Annotated in this window: 23 protein-coding genes; 16 read left to right on the forward strand and 7 right to left on the reverse strand. The window is 67.9% G+C overall.

Annotated elements, in window-relative coordinates; translation table 11 throughout:
- Positions 1-46: 46 nt before the first annotated feature.
- Positions 47-2,266 (reverse strand): hypothetical protein, encoded by a 2,220-nt coding sequence (locus ACFDTC_RS06115; RefSeq protein WP_375257992.1) that lies wholly within the window; start codon positions 2,264-2,266, stop codon positions 47-49.
- Positions 2,267-2,622: 356 nt separating this feature from the next.
- Here ACFDTC_RS06115 and ACFDTC_RS06120 point away from each other — a divergent pair, with 356 nt between their 5' ends.
- The 7 genes from ACFDTC_RS06120 to ACFDTC_RS06150 all read left to right on the forward strand — a co-directional run bounded on the left by ACFDTC_RS06120 (position 2,623) and on the right by ACFDTC_RS06150 (position 10,458).
- Positions 2,623-3,945, forward strand: a complete 1,323-nt coding sequence (locus ACFDTC_RS06120; protein WP_375257993.1) for a UDP-glucose dehydrogenase family protein — start codon at positions 2,623-2,625, stop codon at positions 3,943-3,945.
- Positions 3,946-4,041: 96 nt separating this feature from the next.
- The gene (gene galE, locus ACFDTC_RS06125; protein WP_375257994.1) at positions 4,042-5,022 is read left to right on the forward strand and encodes a UDP-glucose 4-epimerase GalE; all 981 of its coding nucleotides are present in this window, start codon (positions 4,042-4,044) and stop codon (positions 5,020-5,022) included.
- Positions 5,019-5,942, forward strand: coding sequence for a glycosyltransferase family 2 protein (locus ACFDTC_RS06130; RefSeq protein ID WP_375257995.1), 924 nt, complete (start codon positions 5,019-5,021; stop codon positions 5,940-5,942). Before galE ends, ACFDTC_RS06130 begins: the two co-directional genes overlap by 4 nt.
- Positions 5,943-6,144: 202 nt before the next feature.
- Positions 6,145-6,888 carry a glycosyltransferase family 2 protein gene (locus tag ACFDTC_RS06135; RefSeq protein WP_375257996.1) on the forward strand — a complete coding sequence of 248 codons (744 nt, stop codon included), beginning with the start codon at positions 6,145-6,147 and terminating at the stop codon, positions 6,886-6,888.
- Positions 6,889-6,896: 8 nt separating this feature from the next.
- Positions 6,897-8,021 (forward strand): GDP-mannose 4,6-dehydratase, encoded by a 1,125-nt coding sequence (gene gmd, locus ACFDTC_RS06140; RefSeq protein WP_375257997.1) that lies wholly within the window; start codon positions 6,897-6,899, stop codon positions 8,019-8,021.
- A 15-nt stretch (positions 8,022-8,036) separates the two neighbouring features.
- Positions 8,037-9,014 carry a GDP-L-fucose synthase family protein gene (locus tag ACFDTC_RS06145; RefSeq protein WP_375257998.1) on the forward strand — a complete coding sequence of 326 codons (978 nt, stop codon included), beginning with the start codon at positions 8,037-8,039 and terminating at the stop codon, positions 9,012-9,014.
- A 13-nt stretch (positions 9,015-9,027) separates the two neighbouring features.
- Positions 9,028-10,458 carry a mannose-1-phosphate guanylyltransferase/mannose-6-phosphate isomerase gene (locus tag ACFDTC_RS06150; protein WP_375257999.1) on the forward strand — a complete coding sequence of 477 codons (1,431 nt, stop codon included), beginning with the start codon at positions 9,028-9,030 and terminating at the stop codon, positions 10,456-10,458.
- An 18-nt stretch (positions 10,459-10,476) separates the two neighbouring features.
- On the opposite strand, the gene ACFDTC_RS06155 is transcribed toward ACFDTC_RS06150, so the two are convergent.
- The 5 genes from ACFDTC_RS06155 to ACFDTC_RS06175 all read right to left on the reverse strand — a co-directional run bounded on the left by ACFDTC_RS06155 (position 10,477) and on the right by ACFDTC_RS06175 (position 14,309).
- A complete protein-coding gene (locus ACFDTC_RS06155; protein ID WP_375258000.1) occupies positions 10,477-11,763 on the reverse strand; it encodes an MFS transporter in 1,287 nt (428 codons plus the stop codon).
- A gap of 76 nt (positions 11,764-11,839) precedes the next feature.
- Positions 11,840-12,319, reverse strand: coding sequence for a DUF6505 family protein (locus ACFDTC_RS06160; RefSeq protein ID WP_375258001.1), 480 nt, complete (start codon positions 12,317-12,319; stop codon positions 11,840-11,842).
- The gene (locus ACFDTC_RS06165; RefSeq protein ID WP_375258002.1) at positions 12,316-13,035 is read right to left on the reverse strand and encodes a DUF4444 domain-containing protein; all 720 of its coding nucleotides are present in this window, start codon (positions 13,033-13,035) and stop codon (positions 12,316-12,318) included. The genes ACFDTC_RS06160 and ACFDTC_RS06165 overlap by 4 nt, the downstream gene beginning before the upstream one ends.
- A 10-nt stretch (positions 13,036-13,045) precedes the next feature.
- The gene (locus ACFDTC_RS06170) at positions 13,046-14,113 is read right to left on the reverse strand and encodes an Mrp/NBP35 family ATP-binding protein (protein WP_375258003.1); all 1,068 of its coding nucleotides are present in this window, start codon (positions 14,111-14,113) and stop codon (positions 13,046-13,048) included.
- 4 nt (positions 14,114-14,117) lie between these two features.
- Positions 14,118-14,309 carry a DUF6494 family protein gene (locus ACFDTC_RS06175; RefSeq protein WP_375258004.1) on the reverse strand — a complete coding sequence of 64 codons (192 nt, stop codon included), beginning with the start codon at positions 14,307-14,309 and terminating at the stop codon, positions 14,118-14,120.
- 64 nt (positions 14,310-14,373) lie between these two features.
- On the opposite strand from ACFDTC_RS06175, the gene ACFDTC_RS06180 reads away from it, so the two are divergent.
- Entirely contained in the window at positions 14,374-15,141 is a 768-nt protein-coding gene (locus ACFDTC_RS06180) for a hypothetical protein (RefSeq protein WP_375258005.1), read from the forward strand.
- Here the strand turns inward: ACFDTC_RS06180 and ACFDTC_RS06185 are convergent.
- Positions 15,135-17,084 (reverse strand): 4Fe-4S binding protein, encoded by a 1,950-nt coding sequence (locus ACFDTC_RS06185; RefSeq protein WP_375258006.1) that lies wholly within the window; start codon positions 17,082-17,084, stop codon positions 15,135-15,137. The genes ACFDTC_RS06180 and ACFDTC_RS06185 overlap by 7 nt on opposite strands.
- A 374-nt stretch (positions 17,085-17,458) precedes the next feature.
- On the opposite strand from ACFDTC_RS06185, the gene ACFDTC_RS06190 reads away from it, so the two are divergent.
- The 8 genes from ACFDTC_RS06190 to ACFDTC_RS06225 form a co-directional block, all read left to right on the forward strand.
- Positions 17,459-17,995 carry a DUF3305 domain-containing protein gene (locus ACFDTC_RS06190; protein WP_375258022.1) on the forward strand — a complete coding sequence of 179 codons (537 nt, stop codon included), beginning with the start codon at positions 17,459-17,461 and terminating at the stop codon, positions 17,993-17,995.
- Positions 17,992-18,597: a DUF3306 domain-containing protein gene (locus tag ACFDTC_RS06195; RefSeq protein WP_375258007.1), complete on the forward strand. Its 606-nt coding sequence runs from the start codon at positions 17,992-17,994 to the stop codon at positions 18,595-18,597. Before ACFDTC_RS06190 ends, ACFDTC_RS06195 begins: the two co-directional genes overlap by 4 nt.
- 14 nt (positions 18,598-18,611) lie before the next feature.
- Positions 18,612-19,217: a molecular chaperone gene (locus tag ACFDTC_RS06200; protein ID WP_375258008.1), complete on the forward strand. Its 606-nt coding sequence runs from the start codon at positions 18,612-18,614 to the stop codon at positions 19,215-19,217.
- 124 nt (positions 19,218-19,341) lie between these two features.
- Positions 19,342-19,527: a twin-arginine translocation pathway signal protein gene (locus tag ACFDTC_RS06205; RefSeq protein ID WP_375258009.1), complete on the forward strand. Its 186-nt coding sequence runs from the start codon at positions 19,342-19,344 to the stop codon at positions 19,525-19,527.
- Between the two features lie 104 nt (positions 19,528-19,631).
- Positions 19,632-22,529, forward strand: a complete 2,898-nt coding sequence (locus tag ACFDTC_RS06210; protein ID WP_375258010.1) for a formate dehydrogenase subunit alpha — start codon at positions 19,632-19,634, stop codon at positions 22,527-22,529.
- A 12-nt stretch (positions 22,530-22,541) separates the two neighbouring features.
- On the forward strand, positions 22,542-23,135 hold the full coding sequence (gene fdh3B, locus ACFDTC_RS06215; protein ID WP_375258011.1) for a formate dehydrogenase FDH3 subunit beta: 594 nt from the start codon (positions 22,542-22,544) through the stop codon (positions 23,133-23,135).
- A 180-nt stretch (positions 23,136-23,315) separates the two neighbouring features.
- The gene (locus ACFDTC_RS06220) at positions 23,316-24,569 is read left to right on the forward strand and encodes a formate dehydrogenase subunit gamma (protein ID WP_375258012.1); all 1,254 of its coding nucleotides are present in this window, start codon (positions 23,316-23,318) and stop codon (positions 24,567-24,569) included.
- Between the two features lie 7 nt (positions 24,570-24,576).
- The coding region (locus ACFDTC_RS06225; RefSeq protein WP_375258013.1) for a WD40 repeat domain-containing protein at positions 24,577-25,525 on the forward strand (949 nt) is incomplete at its 3' end.

The following is a 25,525-nucleotide window of genomic DNA, read 5'->3' on the forward strand; positions in this document are numbered from 1 at the left end:
GTGTTGTTGATCGTCAACGTGCCGAAGGTCAGGTTGGCGCCATAGATCATCGCATTCTGCGACGTACCCCCTTCAGCGCCGCGCCGACGCTTTCGCCGTTCACGCCGCTCCAGCCGGAATGCCCCAGCACGCTGGCCACACGCCGGCCCGGTCGAGTCAGATCCACGGCCAGATCGAGTCGACTGCCGACGATGCCTGGCCCGTAGTTCCGGATGATGAGCGTCCGCGTGCCCGTCGACGGACCGGTATAGGGCCGGATGACATCGACCACGACCTCCTCGGGCACGCCGATGACCACCTGTCGGTTCAGGTTGGTGCCGTCGTAGGTGTGCGCGTCGAGGAAATACTTCGAGGTCAATTCGAGGTAGTTGCGCGTGATGCGCTGCCCCTTGGTGCCGATCATCACGTCGTCGAGCTCGGTGCTCAGCGGCTCGCAGAACGCGCCGATTTCATCACCCGCCGCAAGCGGACCGCTGACGTCGAGCCGGATGTACGCCACGTTGTCGCCGCCCCAGATCTCGCGCACCTTGCCGCCGACGCCGTTCGGACGCGTGCCCTCCGCCGTCTTCTCGACGCGGAACACCGTCCGGTCGACCTCGCACCCCATGATGAACGTGCGGCGGTTGTTGTCCTCGGTCAGGCCGGCGACGGTCAGCGTCTGCGTGCCCGCGTCCCAAGACACCCCCGGCGCGCCGATGACGACGCTGCGGACCATGGTGGACGCCATCACCGGCGGCAGTTGCTCGAGATAGCCACCCGAGATGCGCAGCTTCGACACGGGCATGAACCCCGGGATCAGGCCGATCGTGCCATCACCGTAGGTGATGTCGGCGTTCTCGATCAGCAAGCGCCGCGGCGAGATGTCGAAGCCGTCGTGGATGCGGATGCCCCCGCTCAGCTTCAACGCCTCGAGGCCGGTGCACATCGACAGCCGCGCGACGCTGCCGCCGTTGATCTCGAGGTACGAGGACACCTTGTCCACCTCGAGCGCGCCCCATTCGCCGGTATGCTCGCACTGGTTCAGCGCACCCTGTCCCAGCGAGGTCGACAGGAACCGGCCCGCCTTGCAGCGATTCAGCGTGACCCGGCGCCCGACGAGGTACCAGCTGCCCCGCGTCGCGTGCGGACCACGGATAAGCTCGATGTCGTTGTAGATGTGGTCGATGTCCCAGCGATACGTCTGTTCGATCTTGTAGATGTGCGCACGCCCGTCCCCGTTCGTGTAGCTCGACGCGTAATGAAAGTCCTCGCGGTGCTGGTACTTGAGCCGGGTGCCGAAGGTGATGACGCCGGTCGTGACGTCGACCGCGGTGATCTTGTGGTACTCGAAATACCGGTAGTTCGGCGGCGCGCCGTTCATTTGCTGGTCGAAGGAACCCAGCATGATCCACTCGCCGACCACGAAGGCGGCGGCCTCGGCGGGCACGAGGCAGGTCACCGTCTGGGACCCCGGCCGCGTGGTCGCGATCTTCGCGCTCGTCACGCAGAGGAAGCCGTCCTTGGCGGCCGCCTGCTGGCTCATGCCGTGGTGCTGCATGAAGGTCTTGTTCGCCGCCATGTGCTGGGGCGCGTCGTTGCGGAAGCGGCACCCGTTGCCGTTCAGCACCAGGCCCGCGATGTTGGTCGCCCAGAACGGATCGGTGTAGGTGTAGGTCGCGCCGGGGCGGAAGTTCACCACCGTCTTCCGGCTGGTCGTGGACTCGCGCCGTGCCCGGCGCGCCATCGCCTCGAACGCCGCCTGATCGTCGGCGACGCCGTCGCCGATCGCACCGAACGAATCGAAGGCATAGCCTTCGAGGGGCATCACGACCGCCACGCGCACGCCGCCGACCGTCTGCAGATCGAACAGCGGGTCGCCCGCCGCCAGCACCTTGTACGTGTAGCTCTGTCCGGTCACGGCGAGGGTGTCACCTTCGGCCACCGGCGACGCGGCGTCGGTGTAGCTCAGCGAGGCGTCGGCCAGCATCTCCTGGACGGTGGCGTACCCGCTCGGCGCCGCGATCGGAGTCTCGACGGTGGTCGATGAATCGATCGGCACGCCGTCCTCATCGCTCAGGACGCGGCCGCGCTCGTCCTCGATCACGATCCGGTAGATTCCATCGATGAGATAGCAGGGCGGAAAGTTGCCGTCCGCGTCCGAGGTGCTGGGGTTGGGTTGCTGCAGCGTCAGGCCCGGATCCGAATAGGTGCTGCGCAGGATGCTGCTGCCCCTGGCGTAGACGTAGCGCCGAGCGCGCAAGACGGGTGTGCCCTCCACATCGCTCACGGTCCTGGCTGAGGCAATTTTCAAAAGGCCCATCTTGGCGTTCTCCATGTAGTGCGGTCAGGTCGCCGCGCCGGGCTTTCCCCGGTGCCGCGTCCACGAATGCTGTGAAAGATCGTGGGGTGATCATTCCGCGTTGCGATTTAAGTGTTGCTCTATGGACCGCTCGGCGCCTCGCGCCTGGGGCAACGGCGGTGCCCGCGCCAAGGCGGCGCCGGCGCGAAGGTCTGCCCGAACCCGCCGCACCACCGCCACGCCGAGGACCGCATGCGTGGCGCGGAACGGATTTTCACTTGTGCGTCACACGATGCTGTGAAAAGCCGACGGGTGTTTGGCACAAATTCATCAAGGTGGTGACGATGAAGATCGCTATGATCGGGACCGGCTACGTCGGTCTGGTGTCGGGGGTTTGTTTTTCCGATTTTGGCCACGAGGTCGTCTGCGTCGACAAGGACGCCCGCAAGATCGAGATGCTCGAGAAGGGCTCCGTCCCGATCTTCGAGCCCGGGCTTGACCGCCTGATGGAGCGCAACGTCGACGCCGGCCGTCTGTCCTTCACGATGGACCTGAACGCCGCGATCGAGGGTGCCGAGGCGGTGTTCATCGCCGTGGGCACGCCCACGCGGCGCGGTGACGGTCACGCCGACCTGACCTACGTCATGGCCGCAGCCGAGGAGATCGCGAAGGCGGCGAAGGACTACATCGTCATCGTCACCAAGTCGACCGTGCCGGTCGGCACCAACCGCAAGGTGGCCGAGGTGGTGCGCGCGGCGAACCCCGACCTCGACTTCGACGTCGCCTCGAACCCCGAGTTCCTGCGTGAAGGCGCCGCGATCGACGACTTCATGAAGCCCGACCGCGTCGTCGTCGGCGTCCAGACCGACCGCGCGGCCGAGGTCATGGCCAGCATCTACCGCCCGCTCTACCTGCGCGAGTTCCCGATCATCACGACCGACCTCGAATCCGCCGAGATGACGAAGTATGCCGCCAACGCGTTTCTGGCGACGAAGATCACCTTTATCAACGAGATCGCCGCGCTGTGCGAGAAAGTCGGCGCCGACGTGAAGCAGGTCGCGCGCGGCATGGGCCTCGACAACCGGATCGGCAACAAGTTCCTGCATGCCGGGCCGGGCTACGGCGGGTCGTGTTTCCCGAAGGACACCAAGGCGCTGGCCCGCACCGCACAGGAATACGCGGCGCCGATCCAGCTGGTCGAGACCGTCATCAAGGTCAACGACGAGGTCAAGCGCCGCATGGTCGACAAGCTGCTGGACCTCTGCGACGGCAGCTTCAACGGCAAGACCGTGGCCGTGCTGGGCGTGACCTTCAAGCCGAACACCGACGACATGCGCGACGCGCCGTCGCTCACGATCATCCCGGCGCTGGTGGGCGGCGGATCGACCGTGCGCGTCTGCGACCCGCAGGGCCGCCGGGAGGGCGAGACGCTGCTGCCGGGCGTCACCTGGCACGACGACCCCTATGCCGCTGCCGCCGATGCCGACCTGGTGGTGATCCTGACCGAGTGGAACGAGTTCCGCGCGCTGGACCTCGAGGCGCTGGCGAAGCGGATGCGCACGCCGCGGCTAGGCGACCTGCGCAACGTCTACTCGGTCGAGGATGCGCGCAAGGCCGGTTTCCAGGCCTATGTCAGCATCGGCCGCGCCGATCTCATGGCCGGATAAAACTGATGGTCGCGACGACCCTCCCGGTCGCCGCACCCCAAGATCGGGACTTCATCCTTGGTCCCGACCGGTTCACGATTAGCGGAGAGTGTCCTCATGCCCGCGGATAAGCCCGTTCTGGTCACCGGCGGCGCCGGCTATATCGGCAGCCACACCTGCAAGGCGCTCGCGCAGGCGGGCTACACGCCGATCACCTACGACTCGCTGTGCCGGGGCAACGCCTGGGCCGCCCGTTACGGCCCGCTCGAGACCGGCGACCTGCTGGATGGCGAGCGTCTGCGGGACGTCATCCGAAAGCATGCCCCGATCGGCGTGATCCACTTCGCCGCGTTCTCGTACGTGGGCGAGTCGATGCAGAACCCGCTGCTCTATTACCGCAACAACGTCGGCGGCACCGCGACGCTGCTGCGCGCCATGCAGGCCGAGGGGGTATCGCGGTTCGTGTTCTCGTCGACCTGCGCGACCTACGGCACGCCCGAGCGCAGCCCCATCGACGAGGATTGCCCCCAGCGGCCCATCAATCCCTATGGCCAGAGCAAGCTGATGGTCGAGCAGATGATGAAGGACTGCGCGCAGGCCGGTCAGCTGGACGCCATCGCGCTGCGCTACTTCAATGCCGCCGGCGCAGACGCCGACGCCGAGATCGGCGAGGCGCACGACCCCGAGACGCACCTGATCCCGCTGGCGCTCGGGGCGGCGAAGGGCACGCTTCAGCCGCTCACCGTCTTCGGCGACGACCACGACACGCCGGACGGCACCTGCATCCGCGACTACATCCACGTCACCGACCTGGCCTGTGCCCACGTCAAGGCGCTCGACCGGACAGGCAACGCGCCCGGCTTCACCGCCCTGAACCTGGGCACCGGAACCGGCGTGTCGATCCGCGAGGTCATCGAGATGACGCGCGCCGTGACCGGCCGCGACGTGCCGCACAGCTACGGCCCGAGGCGCGCAGGCGATCCGGCCGCACTGGTCGCCGATCCGTCGCGCGCGGCCGCGACTCTGGACTGGACGCCGACGCACTCGGACCTGCGCAACATCCTGCAGACCGCATGGGCGTGGATGGAACGGACATGACCGTCTCCGTGGTCATCCTGACCCGGGACGAGGCCATGCACATCGAGCGCGCGATCCGGTCCGTGCAATCCTTCGCGACCGAGGTGCTGGTGGTCGACAGCGGATCCAAGGATGGCACCGTCGAGCTTGCGCAGAACGCCGGCGCGCGCGTGCTGCACAATCCGTGGACCAACCACGCGACGCAGATGAACTGGGCGATCCCGCGTGTCGCGGACGATGCCGAATGGATCATGCGGCTCGACGCGGACGAGATCGTGCAGCCCGACCTCGCCCGCGAGATCCGCGACAAGCTGCCCGGCATCGGCGCCGAGACCGACGGCATCCTCGTCGGCCGCCGCATGAGCTTCATGGGCAAGCCGATCCGCTGGGGTGGCGTCTTCCCGATCCGCATCCTGCGCCTCATCCGCAAGGGCCGCGGCCGGTGCGAGAACCGCTGGATGGACGAGCACCTCGTCGTCGAGGGTCCGACCGTCACGTTCGACAACGAGATCCTGGACGACAACCTCAAGCCGCTCACGTGGTGGACGGAAAAGCACAACGCCTATTCCAGCCTCGAAGTGGTCGACCTGCTCAACCTCGAAGCGCGCTTTCTCGACACCGATACGATCGCCGACGCGCGGGGCGGCCAGGCCGGGATGAAGCGCTGGCTGAAGGAACGCGTGTACGCGCGGCTGCCCGGCGGATCGCGCGCTTTCGCCTATTTCCTCTATCGCTACGTCGTGCGGCTGGGCTTTCTCGACGGCGTCGAGGGCACCGCGTTCCACGTGCTGCAGGGCTTCTGGTACCGCTACCTGGTCGACATGAAACTGCGCGAAACGCGGACCTACATCGCGCGGACGGGGTGCCACCCTTCCGAGGCCGTCCGCGACGTCCTCGGCATAGATCTCGGCGGGCGCACCCTGGCCGACGACGGCGCGTGAAGCGTCGCACGAAAGCTTCGAACGAATGCACGCCGGTCGGACCGGCGATCACGCCCTTGGCTCTGCGCATACGTGATTGCCCGTTTCCGCCGCATTGCGGCCGCGCGCGGGCCGGATGGCGACATAGGATTTGCGGTGAGCGATGGTGCCGTGTACCCATGCCGGCGTACCCGGTTCACACGATGTGCAAAGGTGTCGCGCGATGCTGAAGATCTCGGTCGTCACAGCGGTCTTCAATCGCGAGAACACCATTGCCGAGGCGCTCGACAGCGTCGCCTCGCAGGACCATCCCGATATCGAGCACGTCGTCCAGGACGGCGGGTCGACCGACGGAACAATGGAAATCGTCCGCGCCCGCAGCCGACCCACGCTTCTTCCGCACAGCGAACGGGACGGCGGCATCTATGACGGCATCAACCGCGGGATCGAACGCACAACCGGCGACGTCGTCGGGCTGATGCACTCGGACGATCTATTCGCGCACCCGTCGGTCCTGTCCTGGGTGGCCGAGGCGCTGTCCGATCCGGACGTCGACGGCGTCTACGGCGACCTGGACTACGTCGCGGCCGAGGATACCAGCCGCATCATCCGTCGCTGGCGGTCCGGCGAATACAGCCCGCGCAAGCTGCGACAGGGCTGGATGCCACCGCATCCCACGCTCTATCTGCGGCGCGGGGTCTTCGACCGGATGGGGCTTTACGACACCAGCTACCGCATCGCCGCCGATTACGACGCCATGCTGCGCTACCTCGTGCGGGGGAACCTGCGCCTAGCCTACGTGCCGCGCGTCTTCGTCAACATGCGGATGGGTGGCGAAAGCAATCGTTCTGTCGCAAAGATCGTGCAGAAAAGCCGCGAGGATTACCGCGCCATCCGGGCCAACGGGGTCGGCGGCGTCGGGACGCTCGCGCTCAAGAACCTCGGAAAAATTCGTCAATTCCTTTGAAAGAACCCATGACCAAACGCGCGCTCATCACAGGCATCACCGGGCAGGACGGCTCGTACCTCGCGGAACTCCTGCTCGAAAAGGGCTACGAGGTGCACGGCATCAAGCGTCGGGCCTCGCTGTTCAACACCGCCCGGATCGACCACATCTATCAGGACCCGCACGAGGTGCGCCCGAACCTGCGGCTGCATTACGGCGACCTGACCGACACGTCGAACCTGACCCGCATCCTGCAGGAGGTCCGCCCGGACGAGGTCTACAACCTCGGTGCGCAGTCCCACGTGGCGGTCAGCTTCGAGGCGCCGGAATACACCGCGGACGTGGACGGCACCGGCACGCTGCGCCTGCTCGAGGCGATCCGCTTCCTCGGGATGGAAAAGTCCTGCCGCTTCTACCAAGCCTCGACGTCGGAGCTGTACGGCCTGGTGCAGGAGACACCGCAGAAGGAGACGACGCCCTTCTACCCGCGCTCGCCCTACGCGGTGGCCAAGCTCTACAGCTACTGGATCACCGTGAACTACCGCGAGGCCTACGGCATGTACGCCTGCAACGGCATCCTGTTCAACCACGAGAGCCCGCGCCGCGGCGAGACCTTCGTGACGCGCAAGATCACGCGTGGCATGGCGAACATCGCCCAGGGTCTCGAACAATGCCTCTACATGGGCAACATCGACGCGCTGCGCGACTGGGGGCACGCCAAGGATTATGTCCGCATGCAGTGGATGATGCTGCAGCAGGACACGCCCGAGGATTTCGTCATCGCCACGGGCAAGCAATTCTCGGTGCGCGAGTTCATCACGTGGTCGGCCCGCGAACTGGGGATCGAGCTGGAATTCTCCGGCACGGGCATCGAGGAAACGGCGACCGTGGCGCGCGTCACCTCGGACATGGCGCCGGCGGTGAAGCCCGGTGACGTGATCATGCGCATCGACCCGCGCTACTTCCGTCCTGCGGAGGTCGAGACGCTACTGGGCGACCCGTCCAAGGCGAAGGCCAAGCTCGGCTGGCAGCCCGAGATCACCGCGCAGGAGATGTGCGCCGAGATGGTCGCGCACGACCTGCAGACCGCGCGCCGGCACGCCTTGCTCAAGGAGCACGGGCTGGCCGTGCCGGTTAGCCTGGAAGACGGCTGAGGGGAGGACGGACCGATGCCCAGGATTTATGTGGCAGGCCATCGCGGCATGGTGGGCGGCGCCATCCTCCGCGCGCTCGAAGCGCGCCGCGAGGCCGGCGAGGACCTGACCCTGCTGACCCGCACCCACGCCGAACTCGACCTGATCGACCGTGCGCAGGTGCGTGCCTTCTTCGCCGATGAACGCCCCGACCTCGTGATCCTGGCCGCCGCCAAGGTCGGCGGGATCATGGCCAACAACACCTATCCGGCCGAGTTCATCCACGACAACCTGATGATCCAGGCCAACGTCATCCACGAAGCCTGGAGCGCGGGCGTCACCAAGCTGCTGCAGCTCGGCAGTTCGTGCATCTACCCGCGCATGGCGCCCCAGCCCATGGCCGAGGACGCGCTGCTGACCGGTATGCTCGAGCCAACGAACGAGCCCTACGCCATCGCCAAGATCGCCGGCATCAAGCTGTGCGAAAGCTACAACCGGCAGTACGGCGTCGACTACCGCTCGGTCATGCCGACGAACCTCTACGGTCCCGGCGACAACTTCCACCCCGAGAACAGCCATGTACTGCCCGCGCTGATCCGCCGCTTCACCGAGGCGCGCGAGACCGGACAGGACAGCGTCACCATCTGGGGCACCGGCTCGCCCCGGCGGGAATTCCTGCACGTGGACGACATGGCGCAGGCCAGCCTGTTCGTGCTGGACCTCGACGCCCAGACCTATGCGCGCGAGACGCAGCCGATGCTGAGCCACATCAACGTCGGCACCGGCACCGACGTGTCGATCCTGGAACTGGCGCAGATGGTGGCCCGGGTCACCGGCTACGAGGGCCGAATCGAGACGGATCCCAGCAAGCCCGACGGCACGCCGCGCAAGCTTATGGATGTCAGCCGTCTCGACCGGCTGGGCTGGCGCGCCTCGATCGATCTGGAAGAGGGGATCGAGGGCACCTATCGATGGTTCCTGCAGCACCGCGACGATTTCCGCGGACGCGCGTGACGAAGGAGTGGCCATGACCGACCTCATCCATCCCCTGCTGCTGTGCGGCGGCTCGGGCACGCGGCTGTGGCCGTTGTCGCGCAAGAGCTACCCCAAGCAATTCACGCAGCTGATCGGCGACGAAAGCCTGTTCCAGGCCTCCGCCCGGCGCCTGTCCGGCCCCGGCTTCGCCGCGCCGATCGTCGTCACCGCATCCGACTTCCGCTTCATCGTGACCGAGCAATTGGCCGGAATCGAGACCGCCGCGGCGGCCACGCTGATCGAGCCCGAGGGCCGAAACACCGCACCCGCTATCCTGTCCGGCGCGCTGGTGCTGGCGGCCGAGGACCCCACAGCATTGATGCTGGTGGCGCCCTCCGACCACGTCATCCCAGACCCCGCCCGCTTCCGTGATGCGGTGCAGGCCGCGGCGCCCGAGGCGCGTGCAGGGCGGCTGGTGACCTTCGGCATCCGCCCTGACCGGGCCGAGACCGGCTATGGCTGGCTCGAGCTCAGCAGCGATCCCGGCGATTTCGCGCCGGTCGCCCAGCCCCTAAAGGCCTTCGTCGAAAAGCCCGATGCCGCGACCGCGCAGACGATGCTCGAGGGCGGACAGCACCTGTGGAACGCCGGCATCTTCCTGTTCCGGGCGGATGCCCTGATCGCCGCGTTCGAGGCGCACGCCCCGTCGATCCTCGCCGGCGTCCGGGATGCCGTCGCGCGGGCGAAACGCGACCTGAGCTTCACGCGGCTCGACCCGGATGCCTGGGCCGGACTCGACGACATCTCGATCGATTACGCGGTGATGGAGAAGGCCGACAGCCTCTCGGTCGTGCCCTATGCCGGCGCGTGGTCCGACCTCGGCGGCTGGGACGCCGTCTGGCGCGAACAGGGCCCCAACGAGAACGGCGTGGTCACCACCGGCCCCGCAACCGCGATCGACTGCGAAGGCACGCTGCTGCGGTCCGAACACGAAGGCCAAGCGCTGGTCGGCATCGGCCTGCGCGACATGATCGCGGTGGCTATGCCCGACGCGGTCCTCGTCGCCCCGCGCGACCGTGCGCAGGACGTCAAGAAGGCGGTCGCGGCGCTCAAGGCCAAGGGCCAGCCGCAGGCCGAGACTCTGCCGCGCGATTTCCGCCCCTGGGGCTGGTTCGAAAGCCTGGTGGTCGGCCCGCGCTTCCAGGTCAAGCGCATCCACGTGCATCCCGGCGCGGCGCTGTCGCTGCAAAGCCACCACCACCGGGCCGAGCACTGGATCGTCGTGCAAGGCACCGCCAAGGTCACGATCGACGACGAGGTCAAGCTGGTGACGGAAAACCAGTCGGTCTACATCCCGCTCGGTGCCGTGCACCGAATGGAAAACCCCGGGAAGGTCGACATGGTCCTGATCGAGGTACAGACCGGCTCCTACCTCGGCGAGGACGACATCCTGCGCTACGAGGACGTCTACGCCCGCACCTGAGGCACGGCGAGCGGCCCTTCAGGCCCGCACGATGTCGGCCCGCGCCTGCGCGGCGCCAAGAAACTCGGCCTCGTCGTCGCCCTCGGCCAACGCGGCAGTTTCCGGGGTCGCGGCCCGGGTGGAGCCGAAGATGCGGAAGTTGCCCTTCGCCGAGCTGGCGACGGCGGGGCTGCGGTAAATCCGGTACAGCGTGAAGGCGATCAACGCCGCGTGCGAGATCACCGTGGCCACGAAAAGGCCCCGCGGCCCGAAGTAGTCGGTCATCAGGAAGCCCGCGGCTAGCGGGCCCACGATCGAACCCAGGCCGAACACCATCAGAAGGCCGCCAGAGACCTGAATAGACGTGCCGGGCGGCGCGTGGTCGTTCGCATGCGCCACGATGATCGGGTACATCGAGAAGATCGCCGCGCCGAAAAGGCCCACCAGCGCCAGGTTCACCATCCGGTCCTCGGGCGCCAGCAGAACGAAGGCCAGGTCCGCCGCCAAGGCGGCGAGCGCCACGGCGATCAGAACGACACGGCGATCCATGCGGTCGCTCGCGAAGCCGATGGGAATCTGCGCGGCCGCCCCGGCGAGGACCGGGATGCTTGCGAACAATGCGATCGCGGTCAGGTTCAGCCCGATCCGGTCGGCGTAGACCGCCGCCAGCGCCCCGAAGGACGCGTTCGACACGCCCACCAGGAAGACGGCCACGACCGCGACAGGCGAGTTCCGCCACAGCGCCGGCAGGTTCAGCTTGACCGAGGTCAGCGGCGCCGGCGTCGCCTGCGTGGACAGCGCCGTGGGCACCAGCGCCAGCGCGTAGACGATCGCCGCGATCGCAAAGAAGACAAAGCCCGATGCGTCGCCCAGAGAGATCGCCATTTGCCCGGCCGTGACCGCGGCCAGGTTCACCATGGTATAGACGCCGAAGATCTTGCCGCGGGTCGAGGGCTGCGCGCGGTCGTTCAGCCAGCTTTCGACGATCATGGCCGCGCCGGCAAAGCAGAAGCCGGCGATCGCGCGCGTCGGGATCCAGGCCCACATCTCAACCAGCAGCGCCTGCAACAGCACCGCGACGGCGGCAAAGGCGCACATCACGCCGAAGGTGCGGATATGCCCTACCGCGCCCACCAGGCGCGGCGCGAAGACGCAGCCCAGCACGTAGCCCACGGCCCATCCCGTCCCCAGAAGGCCCAGCGCATAGGCGCTGAACCCTTCCGCCGACCCGCGCACGGGCAGGATCAGCCCGTTCAGCCCGCCTGCGAAAAGAAGCAGAGCCGACCCGAGCAGCAGCGCGGTGACCGGAAGGAACTGTCTGACCATGCCGTGCCTTCGTCCGGTGTCTTGTGCGTCGCCATCCGTCCTCGCCCAATCGGGCGCGCGACGCAAGTTCCGGGCGTCACTCGTCGGGCGAGCCGTGGATCGCGAACTGCTCGAGGCCGGCGTCCTGCGCCTCGATCACGCGGTAGCTTTCGCGCACGCCGGCATCGGTCAGCTCGCGCGCCACGGTCAGCAGCGTGTTGGGCGCGTGATCCTCGCACAGGTCGATCATCTGGCCGATCTCCTCGCGCGCGACGGGCTTGGCCGCTTCGACCGAGGGCGCGCCGTAATAGGTGACGAAGTGCTGCGCCAGCAGCGCGACCAGCGTCTCGACCTCGGCCGGTTCGATCTGCGTGACCGCGACGAAGGTGACCCGGCCGCCGGTCTCGAGACCCATCCAGCCGTTGGCGAAGGCCTGACGCGGCTTGCCGGTCAGGTCGCCTTCGGTCCAGTCGGAAAACTCGAACCCGCCCGAAATGCACCATTCGCCGGTCCGCGCCGGGCTGGCAAAGACGTGCTGGTCGGATTCGTCGAAATGAATGGCGCGTGCCAGTTTCATGGCGTGTCCTCCAGAACAACGGTCAGCGGGATCAGGTGCGTGCGCGCGTCGTCGCGCAGCAGCATGCCAAAGCGTTCGTCGACTCCCAGGAACGTGCCCGTCCGGCCGTCCGCGGTGATCTCTTCGCCGATGCCGTGGGCAAGGCCGCGCCATTCGGCGTGCAGCGGCTTGGTGCCTTCGGCCTCCCAGCGGGCGATCCAGTTCAGGCTGTGCCGGGCCCAGGATTCCACCAGCCGACCGGGGTCCACGTCGGCGCAGCCCTCGGCGTAGAGCGCCGTGCGGTCGGGCTCGAGCCCGCCATCGGCCAAGTCCAGCAGCGGCATTTCGAAGCCGACGACCAGCCACAACGGCACGGCGTCCGCCTCACGCTCCGACGCGACCGCGCGGAAGCCGCCACAGGACGCGCCGTTGACGCGGACGCCGCCGGTCCATTCGAGGTGCACGGCGACCTCTGGCGGGGCCAGCGCGCCCAGCGCGTTCTGCAGGCCGACACCGCACAGCGGCAGCATCGACATGGCGTCCGCCAGCGGCACCTCGGGCGCGAAGACCAGCGCGGCCCCCACCCGGTCGGCCGCCACGCGATAGCAGATCAGGCCGGCGTCGCAGCCCTGGATCGCGCGCATCACGGCGATCTCCAGCGGATCGTCCGTCACCGCCTCGCCCGTCATCGCGGGCGGAAAGGTCAGCACGTCGGGCGAGGCTTCGAGGTCGGACATGCTCATCTCCTCAGGCCGCGCCCCGAGCCACGAGCGCCGAGGCGATGTCGTGGAAGGCCTTCGCCTGCGGGCTGTCGGGCTGGCTGACCGCGATCGGCGCACCGCCGTCCGACGCGAGCCGGATCTGCAGGTGCAGCGGCACCTCGGCCAGCAGCGGAACGCCCAGCTTCTTCGCCTCGGCGGCGACGCCGCCATGGCCGAAGACGTGCTCCTCGTGCCCGCAGTTCGAGCAGATATGCGTGCTCATGTTCTCGATCATCCCGAGGATCGGCACCTTGAGCTGGTTGAACATGTCGATGCCCTTGCGCGCATCCAGCAGAGCCACGTCCTGCGGCGTGCTGACGATGATAGCGCCGTCGACCTGCGCCTTCTGCGCCAGCGTCATCTGCACGTCGCCGGTGCCCGGCGGCAGGTCGACCAGCAGCACGTCGAGCGCTCCCCACTGCACCTGGCTCATCATCTGCTGCAACGCGCCCATAAGCATCGGGCCGCGCCAGACCACGGCCTGGTCCTCGTTCGTCATCAGGCCGATCGACATCATCGTGACGCCGTGGTTGCGCATCGGCAGGATCGTCTTGCCGTCGGGCGAGGCCGGCCGGCCCGACACGCCCAGCATCCGCGGCTGGCTGGGGCCGTAGACGTCGGCGTCCAGCAGGCCCACGCGGCGACCCTGCGCCGCCAGCGCGCAGGCAAGGTTCGCCGAAACGGTCGACTTGCCCACCCCGCCCTTGCCGCTGGCGATGGCGATGATCCGGTCGACGCCGGGGATCTTCTCGGGGCCCTTGGGCTCGGCCGCCTTGCGGGGGCGCAGCTCGGGCGGGGCCTTCTCGGTGTGGCCGGTCATCACGATCGAGACCGCCGACACGCCCTGCAGCGCCTTCAGCGACGTCTCGGCCTGAGCCTTGACCGCCTCATAGGCCTGGGCACGCTGCGGCGCGATCTCCATCACGAAGCGCACGGCGCCCGCCTCGTCGACGTTGAGCGCGCGCACGACGCCCGCGCCCACGATGTCACCCGAGCCCGACGGATCGGGGATCTGCTTGAGAGCCTCGAGAACCGTATCCCTGCTTGCGCTCACGGGTTCACTCCTGGCCCTTGATGGTGCCGTCGACCTCGTGCGTCACGCCCAGCTCGGGGATCGTGACCACGGCCTTGACGGCATAGCTCTTGCCGGCGGTATCGTGCTGGCGCATCGCCTCTTCGATCGCCTGCTGCGAGGTCACGCCGACCTGCTTGAGGAACTTGCGCATCGACATGTTGAAATCGTCGCTCATCGTCGTCTCCCTGTTCCGTTCGTCACGATTGACGCGCTGGATGCGCGCCGACTACCCTGCTTGCATGACCCGTTCCGGCCTGCTTCACGCCTCGGCGTTCGCCTTCGCGCTGGTTCTCGCGCTTGCCCTGCCGCAGCGGGCGGACGCGCAGGACGACCGCACCGTCAGCCTGTACGCGCCCGCGGCGCTGGTTGAAACCGGTGTGATGGATTACATACTGCCGCGGTTCTCGCTCAAGACCCAGATCCGCGTCAGGCTGGCCGACGCGCCCGACAAGGCCGACATTGTTCTGGGCGACGACGGCCGCGCTCTCTTCGAGGGCGGACAGGTCTGGCACATGCGCGTCCGGTCCGAAGGCCACGCGCCGACCGACCGGTTCGCGCAATGGCTGACCGGCGACATCGGCCGCGACACGATCCTGGCCTACGCCCCCGACGGCGAGCCGGTCTTCAGAGAAGCCGCGCCGCCCGAACGCGCGGTTCGCGCCATCGCCTTCGACGGCGACCCGACGCTGGGCCACGCCGTGTCGGTCGCGAAATGCACGCGATGCCACGCGGTGGACGAGGCGACGCGCAGCGCGGGCATCGGCTCGACCCCCAGCTTCGCCGTCCTGCGCGCCCTGCCCGACTGGGAGCAGCGTTTCACCGCGTTCTACGCGCTCAACCCGCACCCGGCCTTCACCATCATCCACGAGGTCACGCCGCCCTTCGACGAAAGCCGGCCCAGCCCGATCGTGCCCATCGCCCTGACGCTGGACGAGGTCGAGGCCGTGCTGGCCTACGTGGCCGAGATGCAGGCCGCCGATCTGGGGGCGCCGCTGGCGCATCAGTGATCGCGCCGCTTCGACAGGTAGTCGTCGGTCGTGCGCGGCCGCGGCCGCTCGCGCCCGGCGAAGGGGTTGTCCTGCGAGTGGAACTGCGCGTTGACCCGGCAATCGTCGCACATCTGGATCATGCGCAGCTTGTCGCCGCCCTGGAACATCGAATGGCCCTGCAGCTTCTCCGTGATCCGCTCGATCGTCGACTTCACGCCGAACAGGCTGCCGCACTCGATGCAGGCGAAGGGCTCTTCCTCGTTGATGACCTCCTGCCGCAGCGCGGCGCCGGTCAGGTCGAGGCGGGGTTCCAGCGTGATCGCGTCCTCGGGGCAGATGTTGGCGCAGAGACCGCATTGCAGGCAGGCATCCTCCTGGAAGCGCAGCTGCGGCAGGTCCGGGTTGTCGCCCAAGGCACCCGAAGGGCACAGCGACACGCAGGACAGGCATAGGGTGCAGGCGTCCTTGTCCACCAGCACGGCGCCGTAGGGCGCGCCTTCGGGCAGCGCCAGGATCTCGGTCTCGGGATGCAGGGCGCGGGCCGCCTGGCGGGTGATCTGCCGCCGCGTGCCCATCGGGCGCACGGGCGTCGCGACCGGCGCGGGGGCGGTCTCGTCGTAGAGCGCGTCGCTCATCACGTCGGGGTCCGGCGTGTCCAGCACGCGCACCCGGCCCTCTCCGGCGATGGCCTGCGCCAGCGCGACCTGCGCCGAAAGCGCGTCCACGTCCGCCTTCGGCCCGGGCAGCAGCGCGACCGACGCGAAGCCCGCGGCCAGCGCGGCGACCACCTCGGCATGGCCGAAGGCGCCGATCGCCGTCATCTCGAGCGGGATCACGTCGGCGGGCAGGCCTCGACCGTGGCGGGCCGACAGGCCGATCATCTCGGTGCCGTGGCTGTCATGGATCAGCAGGCGCGGCGCCTCGCCGCCCGCGTCCAGATACGCCTTGGCCAGCGTCTGCACCCGGCGGAAGGTCAGGTCGACCGGCGGCGCATCATAGCTGATCGCACCGGACGGGCACACCGCCGAACAAGCACCGCAGCCGGCGCAGATCATCGGATCGACCGTCACGTGGTCGCCGTTGGGCACGATCGCACCGGTCGGGCACAGGTCCAGGCAGCGGGTGCAGCCCGTCTGTTCGGCCCGGCTGTGGGCGCAGAGCATCGGCTCGGTCTTGACGTAAAGCGGCTTCTCGAAGGTGCCGACGAGATGCGAGGCCGCCATGACCGCCGCGGCCACGCCGGCGGGGTGGCCGGGGTCCGCGCGCAGGTAGCCTTCGCGCTTGTCGTGCGCGGGAAACAGTGGAACGTCGCCGCGCAGGTCCACGATCACGTCGCATTGCGACACGCCGCCGTCCTTCGCCTCGGTCAGGTCGAACCCGCCGCGGCCGCCGGGCTCGATCTGGCGCAGGGCATCGATCACGACCTCGAACTGGCCCAGCGCGCCGGTCGCGCGGCGCAGACGGCCGGTGATCACGTCGTAGGCGCGGGTGTCGGGGATCTCGTCGCCCTCGGCCAGCAGCACCGTCACGGACAGGTAGTCCGACAGCTGCTCGGCCGCGGGCAGCGCGACCTCGGCCCGGCCGATCACCAGGCACAGACCCTCGGCCACGACGTCGAGCGATTTCTCGGCCGCCGGCGGCAGCAGGGACTCGGCGATCAGGGCGGACATTTTGGGCACATTGGACCGGGTGTCCTCGGTCCATCCAGCCCGGTCGCGCAGGTCCAGGACCGGGGCCGGTTCGACCCCCAGCTCCTCGGCCAAGGCGTCGAAAGTGCGGGCCTCCTGCGTGCAGCAGAAGACGGCGTTACCCTTGGTCAAGGCGGCTGCGGCGCGGTCGATCTGACGGGTGCACAGGGCGGTGCAGGGGCTCTGCACGTCCATCCCCGTGGCCTTCGACAGCGCGTCGGCGTCGACCGTCTGGCTACCCAGACAATCGCACGTAATCAATGACTTGACCATGGTAGCTCTCCCCTCGCAAGCCCCTGACCAGAAGGGTTTTCCGGTGCCCGCGCGGCGATCAACTACACATGATTCGTGGCATCCGACAACCGGTTTGTCGGCACGATCCCGTGCGTTCGCGCGACCCGCGAGGGTCGATGTGGCGGGGTGATTCGCCGAATCGTCACCGGCTCGCTTTCCGATGGATTTTGTCGGGTTAGACAATTCGTCCATGCCCTTCCGGGACGCCTCAACGGACTACCCAAAGTGTCCCGATCCGGCCCGGAATGCAGTCGTGTACAAAATGCCCTCTTCCCCGAACGCCCACGGATGCGCCACGGTTCCATGCGACAGGGAGGTCATTTGTGATCCACAATCCGAACGCCTACCGAACCATGCCGGTCGGGATCGTGCTGCGGCGCGCGCCCGGCGTGACCCGTTGGGTGCCGTGGGTCTGGACGGCGACCGCGGTGCTGCCCGGCGCCGGGCCCGCCAACTGGCACGTCGTCCGCCGCGAAGGTGAGACCGTCGAATACCACGCCGCGACGCCGACGCTGGAGCTGCACGGCGCCGACACCGAGGCGTACCTGCATGGCATCTCGGCCCAGGTGCCTTGCCTCTACGTGGTGATGCGCGAGTCGCTTCGGGACGATTGCCCGCTCGACGTCGTGCTGGTCACCGCCTCGCCCTACGAGGCGCAGGACTACACCGACAGCGGCGAGGAGATCGTCGAGAAGGTGCCGATGCCGCACGGCCTCGTCGCGTGGGTGCGCGACTTCATCGAGGAGTTCCATCAGGACGAGGTCTTCGTGAAGCGCCGCCGCGACCGCAAGCGGGTCGACCTGGTGCAGGACGGCATCGGCGACCCGCGCGTCGACAAGCCGGCCGATGTCTACGCCTCGCCGGCGCTGAAGCGGAGGCGCCTGCAATGAGCCGCAATGACCATCGCGACGCGTCCGGCGGCTTCTGGGCCCGGCGCCGCGCCGCCGTCGAATCCGAAAGCCGTGCCGAGGCCGAGGCCCGCCGCGCCGAGGAGGCCGCCGCCGAGGAGGCGCGTCTGGCCGAGCGCTCGGACGACGAGATCCTCGCAGAGCTGGGCCTGCCCGACCCCGACGAAATGGAGCGCACCGACCAGGTGCAGGCGCTGCTGCGCGAGGCCGTCCCGCAGCGACTGAAGACGCGCGCGCTGCGTCGGCTGTGGCGGCTGAACCCGGTGCTGGCGAACGTCGACGGGCTGGTCGATTACGGCGGCGACTTCACCGACGCCGCGACCGTCGTCGAGAACCTGCAGACCGCCTACCAGGTCGGCCGCGGCATGATGAAGACGCTGACCAACGAAGACGAAGACACCGAAAACCCGGACGAGACAGGCACGGACGAGACCATCGCCGAGGCCGAGGAAGCCGAAGTGGAGCTGGCCGAGGCCGAGCCCGAGGAAGAGGCGCCCGCCTACCGGCACGTCTACGACGAGGACGACAGCGACACCGCCCCCGCGCGCACCGCGCGGCGCATGCGCTTCGCGTTCGACACATGACCGGAAAGGACACCATGACCGCAGCCGAAACGATCACCCTTGCCGACGAGGACCGCCAGCGCGCGGATCTCTACAATTTCCTCGGCGTGATCCTGGCCTCGCCGCCCGACGAGCTTTTGCTGGCGCAGACCGCGTCGCTGCAGGGCGATGCGTCCGACCTGGGCCGCGCGATCGCGACGCTGGCGAAGATGGCCAAGGTGACCAAGCCGAAGTCGGTCGAAAGCGAATACAATCGTCTGTTCATCGGACTCGGCCGGGGCGAACTGCTGCCTTACGCTTCGTACTACCTGACCGGGTTTCTCAACGAAAAGCCGCTCGCCCTGCTGCGCCAGGACATGACCGCGCGCGGGCTGGCCCGGTCCGAAACCGTGTTCGAACCCGAGGACAACATCGCCTCGCTGATGGAGATGATGGGCGCGATGATCGTCGGCCGCTTCGGGACCCCGGCGTCCCTGTCCAGCCAGAAGACGTTCTTCAACAAGCACGTCGGGCCGTGGGCGTCGCATTTCTTCGCGGACCTCGAAAGCGCCAAGAACTCGGTCTTCTACGCGCCGGTGGGCACCATCGGGCGCAGCTTCATGGAGATCGAGACCGAGGCGTTCCGGATGAGCGGCGAATAGGAATTGCCGTCCGGGGCCCAGTGCCCCGGGCGTCGCGCGGGCGACCGCGCATCACCGACCGGGCGACCGGTCATACGATCGGCGGGTGATACCGCCGGAACGCCACCAAGGGAGGACCTTGACCATGGCAGGGGAAAAAGAGGCTTCGCGCCGCGCTTTCCTGAAACTCGCCGGCACCACGGCGCCGATCGCGGCCGTCGCGATCGCCACCGGCGGGACCGAGGCCGAAGCGGCCGAGCCTGACCTGACTCTCGAGAAGATGCAGGACACCGCGCACACGCGCGCATACTACGCCTCCGCCCGGTTCTGACCGGACGGATCAGCGGTGGAACAAACTGGTAGCGTGAGGCCCGACCGTTCCGCCTGATCACAGCCACGCGTGCCCGCGACGGGTACGTGAAGGGGAGAGAAACCATGCTTAGGAAAAAGACCAACGGGGTTGCGCGACGCCCCCAGCGGACAAGTATCCTTTCAGAGGCCGCGAACGCCTCGGTCGACCGCCGCGCCTTCCTGCGCGGATCCGGTCTGGCCATCGGCGGCCTTGCCGCCATCGCCGCCACGGGGGGAACCGTAACGCAGGCGACGGCCCAGACCGCCGCCACCGGCGCGGTCGAACTGCGGAAATCCGTCTGCACCCACTGCTCGGTGGGCTGCACGGTCGTCGCCGAGGTATCGGACGGCGTCTGGGTCGGGCAGGAGCCCGGCTGGGACAGCCCGTTCAACCTGGGCGCCCACTGCGCCAAGGGCGCGTCGGTGCGTGAACACGCGCACGGCGAACGCCGCCTCAAGTATCCGATGAAGAAGGAAGGCGGCGAGTGGAAGCGCATCAGCTGGGAACAGGCGATCAACGAGATCGGCGACCAGATGATGACGATCCGCGAGGAAAGCGGCCCGGATTCGGTGTACTGGCTGGGCAGCGCCAAGCATAACAACGAACAATCCTACCTGTTCCAGAAGTTCGCCCGCTACTGGGGCACGAACAACGTGGATCACCAGGCCCGGATCTGCCACTCGACCACCGTGGCCGGCGTTGCGAACACATGGGGCTACGGCGCCATGACGAACTCGTACAACGACATCCACAACTCGAAGGCGATCTTCATCATCGGCGGCAACCCGGCCGAGGCGCACCCCGTCTCGCTGCTGCACGTGCTGAAGGCCAAGGAAGAGAACAACGCCCCGCTGATCGTCTGCGACCCGCGCTTCACGCGCACCGCGGCGCACGCGGACGAGTATGTCCGCTTCCGTCCCGGCTCGGACGTGGCGCTGATCTGGGGCATCCTGTGGCACATCTTCGAGAACGGGTGGGAGGACAAGGAGTTCATCCGCACCCGCGTCTGGGGCATGGACCAGATCAAGGCCGAAGTCGCCAAGTGGACGCCCGAGGAAGTCGAGCGCGTCACCGGCGCGCCTGAAAGCCAGCTGCGCCGCGTCGCGATGACGATGGCGAACAACCGTCCCGGCACCGTGATCTGGTGCATGGGCGGCACGCAGCACACCAACGGCAACAACAACACCCGCGCCTACTGCATCCTGCAACTCGCGCTGGGCAACATGGGCGTCTCGGGCGGCGGCACGAACATCTTCCGCGGCCACGACAACGTGCAGGGTGCGACCGACCTCGGCGTCCTGTCGCACACGCTCGCCGGCTACTACGGCCTGGCCAAGGGCTCGTGGGAGCACTGGGCCCGCGTCTGGGGCGAGGACTGGGACTGGCTGAACGGCCAGTTCGCCAAGGTCGAGGGTGCCGACGGCAAGACCAAGGACCTGATGTACGAGACCGGCATCCCGGTGTCGCGCTGGATCGACGGCGTCCTCGAGGACGCCGAGAACATCGACCAGCCCAACAACGTCCGGGCCATGGTCCTGTGGGGTCACGCACCGAACTCTCAGACCCGCATGGTCGAGATGAAGAAGGCCATGGAGATGCTCGACACGCTCGTCGTGATCGACCCCTTCCCCACGGTCTCGGCGGTGCTGCACGACCGCACCGACGGCGTCTACCTGCTGCCGGCCACCACCCAGTTCGAGACCTACGGCTCGGTCACCGCGTCGAACCGCTCGATCCAGTGGCGCGAGAAGGTCGTCGATCCGCTCTTCGAGTCCAAGCCCGATCACGAGATCATCGGCCTGTTCGCGAAGAAGTTCGGCTTCCACGAGCGGCTGTTCCGCAACATCGCGATCGAGGATGACGGCGTCACGCCGAACATCGAGGACACGCTGCGCGAGATTAACCGCGGTATGTGGACGGTCGGTTACACCGGCCAGTCGCCCGAGCGGCTCAAGCTGCACATGGCCAACCAGCACACGTTCGACCGCACGACCCTGCGCGCGAACGGCGGTCCGGCCGACGGCGACTACTACGGTCTGCCGTGGCCCTGCTGGGGCACCGCAGAGATGAACCATCCGGGTTCGCCGAACCTGTATGACATCTCGAAGCCGGTGGCCGATGGCGGCCTGCCCTTCCGCGCCCGCTACGGCGTGGAGCGCAACGGCGACAACCTGCTGGCCGAAGGGGTCTCGAACCCGGGTGCCGAGCTGCAGGACGGCTACCCCGAGTTCACCATGCAGATGCTGATGGATCTCGGGTGGGACGGCGACCTCACGGACGAAGAGCGCGCGTCGATCGAAGCCGTCGCGGGCCCCAAGACCAACTGGAAGACCGACCTCTCTGGCGGCATCCAGCGGGTCGCGATCAAGCATGGCTGCGCCCCGTACGGCAACGCCAAGGCCCGTGCCGTGGTGTGGACCTTCCCGGACCCGGTGCCGCTGCACCGCGAACCGCTCTACACCAACCGCCGCGACCTGGTGGCCGACTACCCGACCTACGAGGACCGGAAGTTCTACCGCCTGCCGACGATGTACGCATCGATCCAGAAGCAGGACTTCAGCAAGGACTATCCGATCATCCTCACCTCGGGCCGTCTGGTCGAATACGAGGGCGGCGGCGACGAGACGCGGTCGAACCCGTGGCTGGCCGAGCTGCAGCAGGACATGTTCGTCGAGATCAACACCCGCGACGCCAACAATCTCGGCGTGCGTGACGGTGCCCAGGTCTGGGTCGAAGGTCCCGAAGGCGGCAAGGTCAAGGTGATGGCGATGGTGACCGAGCGGGTCGGCGAGGGCGTCGCCTTCATGCCGTTCCACTTCGGCGGCCACTTCCAGGGCCAGGACCTGCGGAGCAAGTACCCCGACGGGGCGGATCCGTACGTGCTGGGTGAATCCACCAACACCGCCCAGACCTATGGCTACGACAGCGTGACCCAGATGCAGGAGACGAAAGCGACTCTCTGCAAGATCATGCCAGCGTAAGGAGAACGAACTATGGCAAGAGCTAAGTTCCTGTGTGATGCCGAGCGCTGCATCGAGTGCAACGCCTGCGTCACCGCGTGCAAGAACGAACACGAGGTGCCGTGGGGGATCAACCGCCGCCGCGTCGTGACCATTCAGGACGGCACGCCCGGCGAACGATCGATCTCGGTCGCCTGCATGCACTGTTCGGACGCGCCCTGCATGGCCGTCTGCCCGGTGGATTGCTTCTACCAGTCCGAGGACGGCGTCGTCCTGCACAGCAAGGACCTGTGCATCGGCTGCGGCTACTGCTTCTACGCGTGCCCGTTCGGCGCGCCGCAGTACCCGCAGGCGGGCAACTTCGGCAGCCGCGGCAAGATGGACAAGTGCACCTTCTGCGCCGGCGGCCCCGAAGAGACCCACTCGAACGCCGAGTTCTCGAAGTACGGCCGCAACCGGATCGCCGAGGGCAAGCTGCCCATCTGCGCCGAGATGTGCTCGACCAAGGCGCTGCTGGCCGGTGACGGCGACGTGGTGTCCGCGATCTACCGCGAGCGCGTCGTGGCCCGTGGCTTCGGCTCGGGCGCATGGGGCTGGGGCACCGCCTACGACCAGAAGGGCGGCTGATCCGTCCACGCGGGCCGGGCACGCGCCCGGCCCGCAGATCATCGAGCCGATGGGCCCGTCGTCGCGGGCCCATCGCCTTTGACCCGACCGGCCAAACCGGACGGAATACCGGTCTTCTGGCCGCGCATGCGGGCCGGAACCCGTGGCGAACGCTACAGGACAGGCTTTGAGGAATACGACATGACAAAGAGATCGACCGGGTTCGCATGGTTCCTGGGTCTGGCGCTGGTTCTCGGCGTGCTGGCGGTGATCTTCCGCCCCGCGCCGCCTCCCGTCGGCCCGAGCCCCGAGGCGCTGGCCGAGGCGCGCGAGGCGACCGGCGGCGCGCAGACGCTTCAGGACATCCTGGCCCGCCAGGAAGGCCGCGACATCGACCCCAGCTTCCGCCAGAGCGAGATCGGTGACGACACCGCCGCCGGCATGGCCGCGCAGCTGGGAACGCTCGGCGGCGAATCCGACTCCGAGATCTGGCGCGCCCTGCGCTACGGCTACGACACCGTCGAGGTCAGCGCCGGCGGAGACGTCGCGCGCGTGCTGATGCAGGATGGCGGCATGGGCTGGTACCAGTTCCGGCAAGGGCCTCTGGCCACATGGGGCGGGTTGGCGCTGCTGGGCACGATCGGCCTTCTGGCGCTGTTCTTCGCCTTCCGCGGCCGCGTCCGCGTCGATGAGCCGATGACCGGTCGCAAGGTCACCCGCTTCAAGGCGTTCGAGCGGTTCTCGCACTGGATGCTGGCGGGCAGCTTCATCGTCCTGGGCCTGTCGGGCCTGGTCGTGCTGTTCGGCCGCAGCTTCATCGCGCCGGTCTTCGGCCGCGAGGTCAACGCCGTGCTGCTGACGGGCGCGAAGTTCGTGCACAACAACCTCGCCTGGCCCTTCATGCTGGCGCTGGTCTTCGTGTTCTTCCTGTGGGTCTGGCACAACATCCCGAACCGCACCGACATCACATGGTTCAAAATGGCCGGCGGCATCGTCGGCAAGGACCACCCACCCGCGAAGAAGTTCAACGCGGGCCAGAAGATCATCTTCTGGTCGGTGATCCTGCTCGGCGCGTCGATCTCGATGTCGGGTCTGTCGCTGCTGTTCCCGTACGAACTGCCGCTCTTCGCCAAGACCTTCGGCATCCTCAACGACACCGGCATCCCCCAGGTCCTGGGCTTCGGCACCCTGCCGACCGAGCTGGCGCCGCAAGAGGAGATGCAGCTGGCGCAGGCGTGGCACGCGATCGTCGCCTTCGTGCTGATGGCGATCATCATCGCGCATATCTACATCGGCTCGATCGGGATGGAGGGCGCCTTCGACGCCATGGGCTCGGGCGAGGTCGACGAGGCCTGGGCGCATCAGCACCACTCGATCTGGCTGGACGAGATCCGCGCCAAGGAAGGCTCGACCGAGCCGTCAGCGCCGACACGTCCGGCCACGGCGGCCGAATAGGTCCACCATGCGGAAGGCGCTGCTTTCTGCTGTGATCGGCATCTGCGCGGCGGGGTCTCTCGCCGCGCAGGACTTCACCACGCTCAAGGGGCATGGCGGGCCGGTGATGGGGCTCGACGTGTCGCCCTCGGGGAAGGTCGCGTCGGCCAGCTTCGACAATTCCGTCGGCCTCTGGACGGGTCGCGCACCCGCGTGGCTGGAGGGGCACGAGGCCGCGGTGACCACCGTCGCCTGGGGGCCGGACGGCACGCTGTACTCCGGCGGCGACGATTTCGCCGTGCGCGCCTGGGGCGACGCGCCGCGGGTGCTGGGCCGGCACCAGGGCAAGGTCGCCGCGCTGGCGGTCTCTCCGGACGGCCGGACGCTTGCCAGTGGCAGCTGGGACGGCTCGATCCTGCTGTGGCCGGTCGCCGACGACGCCGAGCCGCAAACGCTCGAACGGCCGGGCTCGGGCGTGAACGCCGTCGCTTTTTCCCAAGACGGGCGCTTTCTGTTCGCCGGCACGTCGAACGGAGACCTGCTGCGCTACGACCTCGCCGAGGGCGGCGCGCCCTACCCGATGGTCCAGCACGGTTTCGGCGTGAACGAACTGGTAGTCGGCCCGGACTGGGTCGCCTACGGGGCGGTCGACGGCGGCACGCGCGTCGTGGACGCCGTCACGGGCGGGGCGATCGCCGACTTCACGCTGGACCGCCGGCCGATCCTCGCGATGGATCACCACCCAGGCACGAACCGGCTGGCGGTGGGCGACGGTCATGGCTTCATCATGATGCTCGATACAGCAGAATGGGCCATCGCCAACGACTTTCGCGCTACGCGCGAGGGGCCGGTCTGGGCGCTGGCGTTCTCGTCCGATGGCGCGATCATCCACGCCGGCGGGCTGGACGACGTGGTCTATGCTTGGCCGGTCGCGATGCTCGACAGCTTCGACGCCGAGATGGGCCAGGAACGCGCCT

Origin of the sequence: Citreimonas sp. (genome assembly GCF_042096055.1) — a bacterium.
Taxonomy (GTDB): domain Bacteria; phylum Pseudomonadota; class Alphaproteobacteria; order Rhodobacterales; family Rhodobacteraceae; genus Citreimonas.

Coding starts and splice junctions, on each gene's coding strand:
- ACFDTC_RS06120 (WP_375257993.1), top strand. CDS start 2,623: ATGAAGATCGCTATGATCGGGACCGGCTACGTCGGTCTGGTGTCGGGG.
- galE (WP_375257994.1), top strand. CDS start 4,042: ATGCCCGCGGATAAGCCCGTTCTGGTCACCGGCGGCGCCGGCTATATC.
- ACFDTC_RS06130 (WP_375257995.1), top strand. CDS start 5,019: ATGACCGTCTCCGTGGTCATCCTGACCCGGGACGAGGCCATGCACATC.
- ACFDTC_RS06135 (WP_375257996.1), top strand. CDS start 6,145: ATGCTGAAGATCTCGGTCGTCACAGCGGTCTTCAATCGCGAGAACACC.
- gmd (WP_375257997.1), top strand. CDS start 6,897: ATGACCAAACGCGCGCTCATCACAGGCATCACCGGGCAGGACGGCTCG.
- ACFDTC_RS06145 (WP_375257998.1), top strand. CDS start 8,037: ATGCCCAGGATTTATGTGGCAGGCCATCGCGGCATGGTGGGCGGCGCC.
- ACFDTC_RS06150 (WP_375257999.1), top strand. CDS start 9,028: ATGACCGACCTCATCCATCCCCTGCTGCTGTGCGGCGGCTCGGGCACG.
- ACFDTC_RS06155 (WP_375258000.1), bottom strand. CDS start 11,763: ATGGTCAGACAGTTCCTTCCGGTCACCGCGCTGCTGCTCGGGTCGGCT.
- ACFDTC_RS06160 (WP_375258001.1), bottom strand. CDS start 12,319: ATGAAACTGGCACGCGCCATTCATTTCGACGAATCCGACCAGCACGTC.
- ACFDTC_RS06165 (WP_375258002.1), bottom strand. CDS start 13,035: ATGTCCGACCTCGAAGCCTCGCCCGACGTGCTGACCTTTCCGCCCGCG.
- ACFDTC_RS06175 (WP_375258004.1), bottom strand. CDS start 14,309: ATGAGCGACGATTTCAACATGTCGATGCGCAAGTTCCTCAAGCAGGTC.
- ACFDTC_RS06180 (WP_375258005.1), top strand. CDS start 14,374: ATGACCCGTTCCGGCCTGCTTCACGCCTCGGCGTTCGCCTTCGCGCTG.
- ACFDTC_RS06185 (WP_375258006.1), bottom strand. CDS start 17,084: ATGGTCAAGTCATTGATTACGTGCGATTGTCTGGGTAGCCAGACGGTC.
- ACFDTC_RS06190 (WP_375258022.1), top strand. CDS start 17,459: ATGCCGGTCGGGATCGTGCTGCGGCGCGCGCCCGGCGTGACCCGTTGG.
- ACFDTC_RS06195 (WP_375258007.1), top strand. CDS start 17,992: ATGAGCCGCAATGACCATCGCGACGCGTCCGGCGGCTTCTGGGCCCGG.
- ACFDTC_RS06200 (WP_375258008.1), top strand. CDS start 18,612: ATGACCGCAGCCGAAACGATCACCCTTGCCGACGAGGACCGCCAGCGC.
- ACFDTC_RS06205 (WP_375258009.1), top strand. CDS start 19,342: ATGGCAGGGGAAAAAGAGGCTTCGCGCCGCGCTTTCCTGAAACTCGCC.
- ACFDTC_RS06210 (WP_375258010.1), top strand. CDS start 19,632: ATGCTTAGGAAAAAGACCAACGGGGTTGCGCGACGCCCCCAGCGGACA.
- fdh3B (WP_375258011.1), top strand. CDS start 22,542: ATGGCAAGAGCTAAGTTCCTGTGTGATGCCGAGCGCTGCATCGAGTGC.
- ACFDTC_RS06220 (WP_375258012.1), top strand. CDS start 23,316: ATGACAAAGAGATCGACCGGGTTCGCATGGTTCCTGGGTCTGGCGCTG.